Origin of the sequence: Kocuria sp. ZOR0020 (genome assembly GCF_000800955.1) — a bacterium.
Taxonomy (GTDB): Bacteria; Actinomycetota; Actinomycetes; order Actinomycetales; family Micrococcaceae; genus Kocuria; species Kocuria subflava.
Map to the genome: position 1 here is coordinate 1 of NZ_JROX01000107.1, position 13,244 is coordinate 13,244.

General features: G+C 63.7%; 14 protein-coding genes. 4 read left to right on the plus strand and 10 right to left on the minus strand.

Translation table 11 applies throughout. The features are described from left to right. Positions 1–57 precede the first annotated feature (57 nt). The 6 genes from L979_RS06970 to L979_RS06995 all read right to left on the minus strand — a co-directional run bounded on the left by L979_RS06970 (position 58) and on the right by L979_RS06995 (position 4,932). The gene (locus L979_RS06970; protein ID WP_047690877.1) at positions 58–333 is read right to left on the minus strand and encodes a muconolactone Delta-isomerase family protein; all 276 of its coding nucleotides are present in this window, start codon (positions 331–333) and stop codon (positions 58–60) included. A gap of 25 nt (positions 334–358) precedes the next feature. Beyond that, complete coding sequence (locus L979_RS06975) at positions 359–1,306, minus strand: neutral zinc metallopeptidase (protein WP_047690879.1); 948 nt, start codon at positions 1,304–1,306, stop codon at positions 359–361. A gap of 151 nt (positions 1,307–1,457) precedes the next feature. Continuing rightward, on the minus strand, positions 1,458–2,096 hold the full coding sequence (locus tag L979_RS06980; protein ID WP_047690882.1) for a CbiQ family ECF transporter T component: 639 nt from the start codon (positions 2,094–2,096) through the stop codon (positions 1,458–1,460). Then, positions 2,093–2,881: an energy-coupling factor ABC transporter ATP-binding protein gene (locus L979_RS06985; protein ID WP_231559434.1), complete on the minus strand. Its 789-nt coding sequence runs from the start codon at positions 2,879–2,881 to the stop codon at positions 2,093–2,095. The genes L979_RS06980 and L979_RS06985 overlap by 4 nt, the downstream gene beginning before the upstream one ends. Next, positions 2,878–3,522 carry a biotin transporter BioY gene (locus tag L979_RS06990; protein WP_047690883.1) on the minus strand — a complete coding sequence of 215 codons (645 nt, stop codon included), beginning with the start codon at positions 3,520–3,522 and terminating at the stop codon, positions 2,878–2,880. Before L979_RS06990 ends, L979_RS06985 begins: the two co-directional genes overlap by 4 nt. 99 nt (positions 3,523–3,621) lie before the next feature. Further along, the gene (locus L979_RS06995) at positions 3,622–4,932 is read right to left on the minus strand and encodes an MFS transporter (protein ID WP_047690885.1); all 1,311 of its coding nucleotides are present in this window, start codon (positions 4,930–4,932) and stop codon (positions 3,622–3,624) included. A 286-nt stretch (positions 4,933–5,218) separates the two neighbouring features. Here L979_RS06995 and L979_RS07000 point away from each other — a divergent pair, with 286 nt between their 5' ends. Beyond that, complete coding sequence (locus L979_RS07000; RefSeq protein ID WP_047690888.1) at positions 5,219–6,817, plus strand: ABC-F family ATP-binding cassette domain-containing protein; 1,599 nt, start codon at positions 5,219–5,221, stop codon at positions 6,815–6,817. Here the strand turns inward: L979_RS07000 and L979_RS07005 are convergent. After that, on the minus strand, positions 6,793–7,959 hold the full coding sequence (locus L979_RS07005) for a PqqD family peptide modification chaperone (protein ID WP_052209625.1): 1,167 nt from the start codon (positions 7,957–7,959) through the stop codon (positions 6,793–6,795). The two genes, L979_RS07000 and L979_RS07005, sit on opposite strands and share 25 nt — an antisense overlap. A gap of 418 nt (positions 7,960–8,377) precedes the next feature. On the opposite strand from L979_RS07005, the gene L979_RS07010 reads away from it, so the two are divergent. After that, entirely contained in the window at positions 8,378–9,076 is a 699-nt protein-coding gene (locus L979_RS07010; protein ID WP_156125472.1) for a hypothetical protein, read from the plus strand. Positions 9,077–9,157: 81 nt separating this feature from the next. Here L979_RS07010 and L979_RS07015 read toward each other — a convergent pair whose 3' ends face one another. The 3 genes from L979_RS07015 to L979_RS15025 form a co-directional block, all read right to left on the minus strand. Continuing rightward, positions 9,158–10,147 carry an SURF1 family protein gene (locus tag L979_RS07015; RefSeq protein ID WP_052209626.1) on the minus strand — a complete coding sequence of 330 codons (990 nt, stop codon included), beginning with the start codon at positions 10,145–10,147 and terminating at the stop codon, positions 9,158–9,160. Continuing rightward, the gene (locus L979_RS07020) at positions 10,144–10,395 is read right to left on the minus strand and encodes a hypothetical protein (protein WP_047690892.1); all 252 of its coding nucleotides are present in this window, start codon (positions 10,393–10,395) and stop codon (positions 10,144–10,146) included. Before L979_RS07020 ends, L979_RS07015 begins: the two co-directional genes overlap by 4 nt. Before the next feature lie 98 nt (positions 10,396–10,493). Next, positions 10,494–11,018 carry a DUF3099 domain-containing protein gene (locus tag L979_RS15025; protein ID WP_197052094.1) on the minus strand — a complete coding sequence of 175 codons (525 nt, stop codon included), beginning with the start codon at positions 11,016–11,018 and terminating at the stop codon, positions 10,494–10,496. Positions 11,019–11,334: 316 nt separating this feature from the next. Between L979_RS15025 and fabG the strand changes: the two genes are divergently transcribed. Both fabG and L979_RS07035 read left to right on the plus strand, forming a co-directional pair. Then, positions 11,335–12,066 carry a 3-oxoacyl-ACP reductase FabG gene (gene fabG / locus L979_RS07030; RefSeq protein WP_047690895.1) on the plus strand — a complete coding sequence of 244 codons (732 nt, stop codon included), beginning with the start codon at positions 11,335–11,337 and terminating at the stop codon, positions 12,064–12,066. A 168-nt stretch (positions 12,067–12,234) separates the two neighbouring features. Beyond that, a complete protein-coding gene (locus L979_RS07035; protein ID WP_047690905.1) occupies positions 12,235–13,005 on the plus strand; it encodes an SDR family oxidoreductase in 771 nt (256 codons plus the stop codon). Positions 13,006–13,244 lie beyond the last annotated feature (239 nt).

Sequence of the window (13,244 nt, forward strand, 5' to 3'; positions counted from 1 at the left end):
GTTGGAATCGAACGAACTCGCAACGTTCGGCAGTTCTGATTCAGGGGTGGTGGGACCTCAGATGGCGTTGGGGTGCGTGGCCAGGGCCGTGGTCTCGATGCTCATGTACGGGAACATGGGGAATCCGGAGAGGATCTCATGCAGACGCTGGTTGGACTCCACCTCAAAGATGGAGACGTTGGCGTACTTTCCCACCACCCGGTAGATGGCCTCGAACTCACCTGAACGTTGCAGGGCCTGGGAGTACTCCTTCTCCTCAGCCTGCTTCTGGGCCACCTCCTCCGGGCTCATGGACTCGGGAAAGGTGACCTGCATCTGGCACAAGAACTTCATGTGGTGTCTTCCTATCGTTGGGTTGTCAGCGGATGCTGCCAGGATCATCCAGGTCAGTGGCGTTGAAGGTGTCGCACTGGCCGATGTCCCCGGTCCGGTAGCCGTTCATGAACCAGGCCATGCGCTGCTCGGAGGTGCCGTGGGTGAAGGCCTCCGGGTTCACACGCCCAGACGTGGTCTGCTGAATGTGGTCATCACCGATGGAGGCTGCGGTGGACATGGCCGCACGCAGGTCGTCCTCCGTGATGTCGTTGAGCACCACCGCACCGGTGAAGTCGTCGCTGGAGGCTCGGTTGGCCCACAGTCCGGCGTAGCAGTCGGCCTGCAGTTCCACTCGAACGGCACCTGAATCCGACCCCTGACGGGAGCTGGCGGCAGAGCCCAAGTAGCCCAGTTGGTACTGGATGTGGTGGGCGAATTCGTGTGCCACCACGTATTCCTCGGCCAAGGGTCCGCCTTGGGCGCCAAAGTCGGTCTGCAACGTGGCGAAGAACGAATCATCCAGGTAGACCGTCTGGTTGGACGGGCAGTAGAACGGACCCGTTGCAGAGGAGGCCGTACCGCAGGGGGAGTACTCGGAGCCGGAGAACAGCACCAGACCCGGCATGTTGTACTGCACGCCGGTGGACTCCGGGAGGTAGGTGGCCCACATGGCATCCAGGCTGTTGGCGGTGGCCACCACACGGCAGTCCGTGTGCTGATTGGCATCTGCACCGGTTTGGCACTTCTGCGCCAACTCGTCCTGTGCTTGAGCCGCGTTGCCGGATCCCGTGGAGTATTCCGAGTAGCTGCCCTGGTTGACGGCATTGTCCAGGCCACCCAGCATGGGCTGGCCGAACAGCAGCCCCAGAACAATGGTCAGGATCAGGCCACCCAGGCCACCACCCACCATGACGCCGCGGCCACCGCCACCCCCACGTCCGCCGGTCTGCACGCGGGACGTGTCCAGACGGGACCCCTGATTGAAAGTCATGTGTGCATCCTAATGTGAGCTGAGCCCCACAGCCCGTCAGGCGCAGCCGCCAATGCTCTCCGGGATCAGCCTCCGGTACAGCCCAGGTGCAGCCAGCACTAAAGGCAAGGTGCCATCGCCGGAACCATGCCAGCTGAGCCCACCGGACACGTCAGTCCAGTCCCCGCGCCGCCAACGCTTCCCCGGTGCGTTGCGCATGGGCCACCGCAGCAATCACGGCCGGCGTTGCTGCGCGGACGGGCCCCATCCTGATGCCGCGTGCTGCCGCGGCGCTTCGGGCGTCCGCGACCACACCCAACAGGTAGGGAATGGCGCGCAGCATGATCTGGATGGCCAACCCCACCCGTTCCGGTTTGACCCCCACCCCACGCAAGGGCCCGAGCAGTCGCACCAGGCCGTCCAACAGCACTGCTTGCGGCGTGGTTTCCAGCAGGATCCGGGTGGCGAACATGGCACCCAGGACCGTGAGCAGCACCCCTGCCCCACGGTGGGGAGTCCCCACCAGCACGTGATAGCCGGCCAACAGGACGAATATCAGCAGAGCCGGCCGAATGGTGCCCCACCAGCTACGCCAGCCAACACCACCGGTGGCACCCAGGATCATCAACAGCACCACGCAGGCCAGCGGGACCGGCCACGGGTGATCAAGACCCGGAATCCAGCGTTGCCAGGGCATCATCAAAATCACGGAAAGCACCAGCAGCGCCAGCCCCTTGGCGCCCACGGGCACTCGGTGCAGCCAGTTGTCCCGGGGGCGGTAGGTGCCGAACAACTCGCGTTGGGCGCTCACAACTGGTCCCAGCCAGGGAACCCGTCAACACACCATTGGTGGTAGTCGGCCACCAACTCGGGGCCTCCACAGGCGAACACCTGGCCGTCATGGATCACCACCACCTGCTGGGCTGTGGCAGCCAACTCGAGATCGTGGGTGGCGTAGACCAGTTGCTGTGGCAGACCAGCCAACCGCTCCATTAACCGCGCCCGATTCCGCAGATCCAACAACGTGGTGGGCTCATCCAACACCAGGACGGACGGTTCCACTGCCAAGACCGCCGTGAGCGCGGCCAGTTGACGTTGGCCACCGGAGAGGTCATACACCGAATGATGCATCCGATCCGCCAACCCTGCAGCCGCCAACAAGTCCTGGGCAAGCTCCCGCCGCTGTGTGGCATCGGCTTCAACCTCACGCAGGGACAGCTCCACATCCTCCAAGGCCGTTGGCATCAGCAGTTGCGCCAGGGGATCGGTGAACACGAATCCCACTGTCCGCCGGGCCGCCTTGCGCTGTTGGACGACGTCGATCCCATGCACCGTGACGGAGCCATCACTGGGTGTCATGAGACCGTTGAGCAGTCGCAACACCGTGGACTTGCCGGAGCCGTTGAGTCCAAGGATCGCGGTCCGCGCCTGGGTCAGCTCCAGGGTGATGTCCTCCAGGATGGTGGTTTCCTGCAGTTGCCCGTCCACTCCGGGCAATCGCACATCCACCTGGTCCAGGTGGATGCCCAGGGCCGGGTTGGGTTGGGCGTCGTCGTCGTGGCGGGCAGCGGCCCGGGAGCGGCGGCCGAAGATCAACGGCTACCGGCCAGGCGCGGGAAGGCGCGGTGAACGGCGGCGGCCACCAGAGCAGCAGCGGCGCACTTGATGAGGTCACCGGGCCAGTAGACGACGTCGGCAAAGAACGCGTCCCGCAGGCTCAAGCCACCGTTGATGGACATTCCGGGAATGCCGGTCAGACGGCAGACCACGAATCCACCCAGGAGTGCGGCAACAAACAGGCCGATCAGCCGAGAGCGGTTGGTGCGGGCGCGGCGCAGTGCGGCATAGGCCAGCAGGCCGGTGCACAGACCGGCCACGGCAAAGCCGATGATGTAACCGGCGGACGGTCCTGCCAGCACACCGGGGCCGCCACGGAATCCGGAGAAGATGGGCAGTCCGGCCACACCCACTACCACGTAGAGCAGCACGGCGAGACCGCCGCGGCGTCCGCCGAGCACCAGACCGGTCAGGTACACCGCCAGCGTCTGCAAGGTGATGGGCACGGCCAGCGGTCCCACGGGGATGGCCGGCATGACGGACATGACTGCGCAGAAGGCAGCGAACACAGCGATCAGTGCAAGGTCCGTACCGGCCGAGCGTTGCTGCGCAGGGCGGTGCTGGGGGTCGCGTGGTGTGGCGGATGGTGAGGCTGGGGACGTGGTGCTGGAAGAACTCATGCGAGCATCTTAAACACTGTTCAAGTTTGAGTCAGACCAGCGCCCCCGGGGTGCCGCGCGCTTGTCAGGGAAATGACCGTTCTGAGTGCGCCCAGCGGGTCATTTCCCTGACAAACGCGCGGCCTGCCCCACCCGCAACCGGGACACCGCCACCGAAGCCAGCAGCCCCACAGCGGCAACTGCCACGTAGAGCAGAACCGGGGACCACCCGCGATCCAACAGGGCACCCACGGTCAGGGGCGCCAGGATGGCTCCCACCCGGCCAACACCAATGCCCCAGCCCACACCGGTGGCACGCAGAGCGGGTTCGTACGTCATGGGGGAGAGGGTGTACATGCCGGCAATGCAGCCGTTGACCAACATTCCCACCACAACACCGGCGGAGAAGGCGACCGCTGGTACCGAGGTGGTGGTGATGAACAGGACCAAGGCGGCCGACTGCAGTATCACAAACACAATCAACACGGCCTTCTCACTCCAGCGTGAAGTCAATGTGCCGTACAACAGCGCGCCAAAGGTGCCACCCACCGTGAGCATGATGCCGCCCAGAATGCCCTGCTGCTGCGTCATGCCGGATTCCACCAACAGCGCCGGAGTCCAGGTGTTGGCAAAGTAGAAGCCGAACATCACCACAAACCAGCTGGCCCAGAGCAACAGGCTTTGTGAGCGGTAGCGGGTGCTGAGCACACCACCGGGACTCTGCTTCTGCGTTGACTGAGTCACGGTGGGGAGGGCGGGGGCGTCGTCGATCCCCAGTTTGCGAGCCACCGAGGCCGCGATCTGAGCGGAGCGCGGGTGGCGGCCAGTGGCCAGATAGTCCACGGACTCGGGCAGCAGGGCGATGACCAGCCCCAGGACCACCACGGTGCAGATGGCCCCCACCAAGAACACCGAACGCCAGCCGAACATGGGGATCAACTGAGCGGCACCCAGACCGCCCAGCGTGGCGCCCACCCCGTAGCCTGCGGTGAAGACGCTGATGGCGATTCCGCGCCGCTTGTTGTTGGCGTACTCGCTGGCGATCACCGCCGTACAGGCCAGGATTCCGCCCACACCAATGCCTGTCAGAACCCGGTAGGCCGCCAGTTCCCAATGGGAGGACACCATGGAGGACAAGCCCATACCCACACCGTTGATGATCAGTGACACGATCAACAGCGGGCGGCGGCCGTAACGGTCAGCCAGCGGACCAATCACCAGGGAACCCACCGCCATGCCCACCAGACCCGCACTCAACAGCACACCCAGTTCAGATCCGGTCAGCCCGAATTCCTGGGACACAGCGGATCCGGTGAAGGCCATGGAGAGGACGTCGTACCCGTCCAGGGCATTGAGCAACCCGCACAGCCCCACCACCAACCACTGGTAGGCGGACATGGGGCGTTGATCGATGGAATCACGAAGGTTCACGGGGGTCCTTGGCGTTGCACGGTGGCACCGCCAACCGCGGTCCAAGGCAAAGCGTAGCCAATGATCAGCCGCTACCCGCGCCGCGTTTGACAGGGAAACAGCCACTTTTTGGCGCCGCCAACGGCTCTTTCCCTGTCACAGTTGGGTGGCCCGGTCTGAGGCGGAGATCGTATGGGCGCAGCAATGTTTGACCACACTGCGTAGGAGAGTGACTCGCCGCTAGACTTGATCGGTCTTGCCGCCATGTTGCTTACTTGGCGGCGCTCCCACGAAAGGCTGTACCCCGTTGATCACTGTGTCCAACTTGGAATTGCGTGCTGGCGCGCGCCTGCTGATGGACCAGGTCAATTTCCGGGTACAGCGGGGGGACAAGATTGGCCTGGTGGGTCGCAACGGCGCAGGCAAGACCACCATGACCAAGGTGCTGGCCGGTCAGACGCTGCCGGCGGATGGTTCCGCGACCCGCACGGGCACCGTGGGTTACCTGCCCCAGGATCCCAAGGTTGATGACATGGAGCAGCTGGCCCGGGACCGCATCTTCTCAGCCCGCGGACTGGCAGAGGTGATTGCCCGGATGCGGGTGGCCGAGGAGGACATGGCCAACCCCACAGATGCCATCCGGGAGAAGGCCATGAAGCGCTACGCGCGGCTGGAGGCGGAGTTCGTGGCCGGTGGCGGTTACGCCGCGGAGTCAGAGGCCGCCACCATCACCGCAAACCTGGACCTGCCAGAGCGTGTGCTCACTCAGCCCTTGCGCACCCTCTCCGGTGGTCAACGACGACGCGTGGAGCTGGCCCGGATCCTGTTTGCCGATGCGGACACCATGCTGCTGGATGAGCCCACCAACCACTTGGATGCCGACTCCATCACCTGGCTGCGCGACTTCTTGAAGAACTATTCGGGCGGGCTGTTGGTCATCTCCCACGATGTTGAGCTCATGGAAATGGTGGTCAACAAGGTCTTCTACCTGGATGCCAACCGCGCCGTCGTGGACATCTACAACATGGATTGGAAGCACTACAAGCTGCAGCGTGAGCAGGATGAACACCGCCGCAAGCGCGAGTTCGCCAACGCGGAGAAGAAGGCCTCCGCCCTGATGGCCCAGGCGGAGAAGATGCGAGCCAAGGCCACCAAGGCGGTGGCCGCTCAGCAGATGATCAAACGCGCCGAACGCCTCATGGCAGGGGTTGAGGGGGAGCGCGTGGCGGACAAGGTGGCGGCCATCCGGTTCCCGGCACCGGCCTCCTGCGGCAAGACCCCGTTGCGTGGGCAGGGCCTGTCCAAGGCTTATGGCTCTCTAGAGATATTCACAGACGTTGACCTGGCCATTGACCGTGGTTCCAAGGTGGTCATCCTGGGGCTCAACGGTGCCGGCAAGACCACTCTGCTGCGGATGCTGGCAGGCGTCACGCAGCCGGATTCCGGGGTGATCGAGGCCGGGCACGGTTTGAAGCTCGGCTACTTTGCCCAGGAGCACGACACCCTGGACACGGACCGCACGGTCCTTCAGAACATGAAGACCGCAGCCCCCGAGCTCGCGGTCGCACAGGCCCGCACCATTCTGGGCTCATTCCTGTTCCAGGGCGACGACGTCGACAAACCCGCCGGTGTCCTCTCCGGTGGCGAGAAGACCCGTTTGGCTTTGGCCACGCTGGTGGCCTCCTCTGCCAACGTGTTGCTGCTGGATGAGCCCACCAACAACCTGGACCCGGCTTCCCGTGAAGAAATCCTGGCCGCACTGCGCAATTACGAAGGTGCGGTGGTCCTGGTCTCCCACGACGAAGGTGCCGTGGAGGCTCTTGATCCGGAACGCGTGGTCATGCTGCCGGACGGGATCGAGGACCTGTGGTCAAAGGAGTATCAGGACTTGATCTCATTGGCCTGACCCAGCACTTTGGCTTGACCCTGAGCATTCGCCGGATCCAGCAACAGGACTCCACGCTCGGCCAGCTGCGCCACGGCATCCCGAACCATTTGTTCTGCCTCCTCCGGGGCTTCCGGGTGAGAGGCCAGTTGATCCACCAGGGTGTCCAGCGGCGTGGGTTGATCCAGCGAATCCCAGATCACCGGTCCCAGTCCCTGCAACACCATGAAATTGCTGTCCACCAGCACGGCCAAGCAGTCATCAGGCAGCGCCAAGACGTCCTGGGCCGTGGCTCGTTGGACCCAGCCATCGGGCACAGTTGAAGTGTTTGCAGGTTCATCCACGCGGCCCTCGACTGGTAGCTCAACAGCCGACCAAGCCGGCGACTCCTGCACAGGTTCCGCAGCCAGGAGTTTCTCCAGCAGCGGTCCCACGGTGTGGATTTCCCTGTAGCGCCGCAGGTGGCATCCACCCACCCGATCCACAACCCCCGCCAGGGTTGCCAACCCACGGTCCAAGGCCGCCAGAGATGAGGTCTGCGGGACCAGGTGACCCAACGCATCGGCCAGGGTTAGGCGCTCAAGGTGCGGGGCGTCGTCGTGGTCGGGGTCGCGGGCCAGAACCACCACGGCACCCAACGTGGGATTCTGAGGAGTGGCCATCAGGCCGAGTTCGTCGGGGGAGAAGAGAGTTTTGGGCCGCTGACCGGAGGGCCCCAGGATGGACAGCGGCTTGGGGAACGGTGTGATGGCCAGCGAATCGGGGTCAATGATCACCGTTTCATCCGTCACGTACCCGAACTGGCTACCGAGTGCGGCCACCGCTGTGGTCTTGCCCGTCCCGCTGGGGGCCACCAGAGCAATCGTTCGCCGGGATTCAGGATCACTGAGTCCAGCCGCGTGGAACATGACGCGGTGACCGATGCCGGCGTCAATGGCGGTGGCCGTGACGTCACCAACCACCGCATCGCTGCGACCCGAAGGCATCTCCCCGGAGTCTTTCCAGTAGTCAGCCAGTACGACGACGGCCGGTGGTTGCGCCGCGTCCAATGGCTCCGGGAGGCAGCGATTCCAGACGGTGCGGATGGTTTCCAGGGACTCGTCGTCGATGCTGAGGTGGTTGATTCCCGCCCCTGCGGCTACCGGCAACGTTGGTTGAGTCACGCCGGGAGAGTACCAATGGCAATCATTCAGCGGCCTCGCGCGTGTCTGCGGACGCAGAGAGCTTGGTCACAGACTGTCACCGAGAGGACGCCATTACCAGCTGCAACGGAGCGAGGCCGTCGCAACTTGAAGCTGGGTCAAGGTCACATCTTCATGATGGTTCATGTAGGACATGCCCACCTGTTAATTTCACAGTGTCGCAACTGTGTCCAAAAGCATCCGGGGTGCGCGCGGGGATCGCGGGCAGCGGACTAGTTGCCACATTCACGCACGCAATTCGGGGAGAACCGCACGTCATGACTGAAACCACCATCTCGCGGCGAACCATCGCCAAGGGTGCGGCCTGGGCCGTACCCGCCATTGCAGTTGCTAGCGCAGCACGGCCTACGCCGCATCGCGGGCTGAGGTGACTGCCACCGTGTGCCGTCTGTTTTACGGTGGCGGCACCATCAACTACCAGGTGCACTCGATCTACCTTGGCGTCACCTCCAGCACGGGAGTCATCCCTGCAGGTACGCGACTGACCTGGACCGTCAATGTGTCTGGTGGCGGCGCGGGTACTGGTGGCACCAATGAAGTGCCGACGACCAACTCCTCTCAGAACAACATCTGGAGCCTGGAACTCTCGCAGCCCGCGGGCACGGCTACCTCCTCCTTCACAGCAACACTCGTGTTCAACCAGGACCTCACCATCGGTACAGGCACCTGGTGTGCACCCGCGCTGGTCTTGACCGACATTTACTCGGTGCGTCCGGGTGCAAATATTTCAACCAGCACCACTGGCACGGTGGGTAGGAGCGGAACCTTCAGCGGTGGCGAGTTGTCCTACACCGTTGCCCGCCGTCACCCCACCTCCGTGAACACCACCGGTCGCACGCCGCACGTCTATCTGACCAGGTCCGGTGCACAGACGTGCTACCCGGCCATCTCATACTCCCGTTTGCTCAACACCAACGGCACGGACAACGTCACCACGTACCCCACCGGTGTCACCCCTCCGGGCAATCGTTGCTCCTGGGACGGTCGTTTCTGCAACAGCTCGAGCACGGGTCAGAGCAGTCCCGCGTACATTGGCGGCGCCGCCTCCGGTCAGTACGAGCAGCCCGCCGTCTGCTGATCCCACGGCACTACTAGATCTGTGGCCCCGCTTCTCACGTCGAGGAGCGGGGCCACAGGTCTTCAACCACCAGCAACAAGCTCAGTTGCGGCCGTGATGGGCCGCCAACAGGGCGTCTTCCTCCTCAGCATCCACCACCGCGTAGGTGCGCTTGACGCGTTTGGGACGCATGATGTCTTTGAGGTGGGCGGGCATGTCGTCCACCATCTCCAGCCGACGAACCACGTCCTCTTCCGTCATGCCATCGCCCTGGGGCACAAAGTTGCCTTGTGAGTCGTAGTACCGGGACAGTTCATCCTCAATCTGGGCAGCATATTCACGATCCCACTGATCGTTACGCACCTTCTGGCGCGCAGAATACCCGTAGGCCACAAACATCAACACGGCAAAGGCATCCCACTGCAGGGCGTAGGACAAGTTGGGACCATAGTCCAGGTCAGGTTGCACAAAGGACTCGGGAGCAACGTCCGGGGCTGGGCTCTCTGCAGCCACCTGGCCATAAGCCCCTTGGGACACATCCAACCCGGTGGCATCTGCAACACCCGGTAGGTAAATGGACGGGACCTGCCCGTCCGGGGACTGCCGGTTCACCTCACCCTCACCGGGTTGCAACCGCGCGGTCACTGTCACCGTGCCGGTGGGTGGGGCAGGAACCTCAGAAGCCGATCCGTCACCGGCATCAGAGGTGGCAATCCACCCCCGGTCCAGAACCACGGTGGACCCGGTCTCCGTACGGAACGGCACCAGCACCTCGTAACCGATCACCGCGTTGTGCGCGCGGTTGCGCACCAACAGGGTCTCACCGGGGAGGTATTCACCGGTAACTTCCGCAGGGCGCCATTGGTTGTTGGGGGAGAAGTCTTGGAACTGATCCACGGCTTCAGGGCCAGTCAGAGCAGCGGCATCGTAGTTGTTGATGATCAAGTCATTGCGAGCCGTCATGGCATCAGCGCGCGCCATCTGCCAGGACCCCAGATACACACACAGGGCAGAGGCCAGGCAGCACAACAGGAACCAGGCGATCCACCGCCCGGAAAGCAGAAACGAATAAGCCGCGATCTTGGATTTCACAGCGGCAGCACATCCTTGAGGAAACCGCGCAGGCGCAGAAAATTCGCCAGGTGCTCCCGGTGCTCATCACAGGCCGTCCAGACCTTGCGGCGTTCCGGGGTGTGCACCTTGGGGTTGTTCCATTCCAGCTTCCACATGGCCTGTACCGTGCAGCCTCGGCGCGAACACTGCACCGCCTCCGGGCCGGAACTCTGCGCCGCTTGGGATTGTGGCCCCTGAGACAGGGAACCCAACAGGTCGAAGGACATGGGGCCGGAATGCTCCTGGAAAACTACTGAATGAGTGGACCGTGCACTCGCACGATCAGGGCAGCCACCAGCCTAACCGTGTCAGCTGGCAGTCACCTTCACGACCATTCGCCTTCCACCACGGTTCTGTCTCGCACCACATCGGTTCTGTCCGGCTCCACTCCAGTTTGCCCCTCACGATGGAAATGGCCTTCACGGGAGGCCGCGCCGTCGTCGTCGTGGGACGTGTGGGGAACTGTAGAGAGTTCGAGGTGGTGCTCCGGGCTCATGTACTGGGAGGAACGTTCGGACTTGTCCGCGCCCGCATTGGCCAGCAGCACCGCAGACCACGGGAGAACCACCATGCCCACCACACACGCGATGCGCCACCAGATGTTGTCAATCAGCACGAACCCAAAAAAGCAGGCCACACGCAGCAACATCTGCACGCCGTAGACCTTCATCCGCCGCCCCATGTTCACGGACAGCGCCTCCGGAGTGGCGGTGATCGAGTGAACAGTGTCCCGTTCACGGCCCCTACGCGGAGCGCTGACGGACGACGACGACGGGGTCGGTGAGTGTGGCGGCCCAGGTCTGTCCTGGAGTTGTGCCATGTCTGCGGGAGTGAGGTATCGCTTGGCCAAATGACACCTCCTGAACAGTCCGGGCACGGTGGGCGTTGCACAGCCCAACAACTCATTGTGCACCCGTGTGAGCTTGCACCCAACCGTTGACGGAGCAAGGACAGCAGGTACGCCTGCGATCCCCAGAATGGCCGGGTACGGCGCAATTCTGGAACCTTTGCACAAGCCCACGTGCATCATCTGGTTGGGCGTGCCATAGGATTATCTACACAGGTGGGGATAGTCTGAGCCGGTCGCACGCAAGGTCACGTCCCCCTAACCGAGGTGACCACAGCGGCCACAACACGTCAGCATGACCGAAAGGCACCCATCTCCCATGGCAGTTGCAACCCCGGAAACCACAGAGCCCCGTGTTGTTTTGGTGACGGGCGGTAACCGCGGTATCGGCAAGCGCATCGCCGATTCCTTCCGCGCACAGGGTGACCGTGTGATCATCACCTACCGCTCCGGAGACGCCCCCGAAGGTGTTGACGCCGTGCAGTGTGACGTCAGCTCCACCGAATCTGTGGAAGCCGCTTTCAAGGAAATCGAGTCCACCTGGGGTCCCGTGGAGATCCTGGTGGCCAACGCAGGCATCACCAAGGACACCCTGCTCATGCGCATGAGCGAGGATGACTTCACCTCCGTACTGGACACCAACCTGGTGGGTGCCTTCCGTGTGGCCAAGCGCGCCACCAAGGGTTTCCTCAAGCTCAAGCGTGGCCGCGTGATCTTCATTTCCTCCGTGGTGGGCGTGACTGGCGCTCCCGGCCAGGCCAACTACGCCGCTTCCAAGGCCGGGCTGACCGGCATGGCTCGGGCCATCACCCGTGAACTCGGTGCCCGCAACGTGACCGCCAACGTGGTGGCCCCCGGGTACATCACCACGGACATGACCGCGGAACTGCCGGAAGATGTCACCGCCAACTACATGACCTCCATCCCCGCCGCACGGTTCGGCGACCCGGAAGAGGTGGCCAACGCCGTGCAGTGGCTGGCTTCCCCCGGGGCTGGTTACGTCAACGGAACCGTGATCCGCGTGGACGGCGGGCTTGGCATGGGGCTGTGAGCGCCCTCTTGGTCGCGCTCAGTTGAGCTGGCCGCACCCGTGAGCGGTCCCTCCCATTGGGCTGTCCGCTCCGTCTGGATAGGCTGAAGAAAACCGTTGTTTGCGTTGGGTGAGCCGCCGGAAACGGCCGCTGACCCGACGCAAATCCCCGAACTCAAGGAGATCTTGATGAACTCAGTTGCCGGCAAAACCGTTGTGGTCACCGGATCCTCCCGCGGGGTGGGTGCAGACACAGCCAAGATCCTGGCCGGTGAGGGGGCCAACGTGGTGGTCAATTACCGCCAGAAGGCCCCCCGCGCCAACAAGGTGGTCAAGGAGATCGAGGAAGCCGGTGGCAAGGCCATTGCCGTGGGCGCCGACCTCACGGACACCGACACCGTGCAGGCTCTGTTTGATCAGGCCGTGGAAGCCTTTGGTTCCGTGGACGTGGTGATCCTCAACGCCTCCGGCGGCATGGAATCCGGCATGGGCGAGGACTACGCCATGCGCCTGAACCGCGATGCCCAGAACGATGCCCTGACCACAGCCTTGAAGTACCTGCCGCAGGGTGGCCGCGTGGTGTTCGTGACCAGCCACCAGGCCCACTTCATCCGCGAGGTGGAAACCATGGATGCCTACGCTGACGTGGCCAAGTCCAAGCGCGCCGGTGAGGATCAGTTGACCTCCCGTATCCCGGAGATGACGGAAGCAGGCGTGGACTTTGTGGTGGTCTCCGGCGACATGATCGAAGGCACCGTCACCGCCACCTTGCTCAACCGCGCACAGCCCGGTGCCCTTGAGGCCCGCCGCGAGGCCGCCGGCAAGCTGCTGTCCGTCAACGAGTTCGCCACGGAGATCGCCAAGATGGTCACCGCCGACGTTGAGACCGGCCACATCGAGTTGGCCGGCGGCTCCGGGGATTTCCCCGCTGACGGTGGTGCCGCACAGCCCGTGAACTGAGGCTTCACCCGGCACGACGACGACGCCCTGCCGCGCCGTCGATCTCCCACCAACGGACTGATACCCCACGCAATGCGTGGGGTATCAGTGTTGTGAGGCGAACTGGGCCAGCAGCTGGGGAGTGACCGCCGCCGATTGCTCAGAGATCTGCGAAGAAGCGGACCGAGTCCAGGTTGGGCAGGTTGATCTGGGCGTCGGCCTCCGCGCGCAGGTTCGGCTTGCCGTTGAAGGCGATGCCG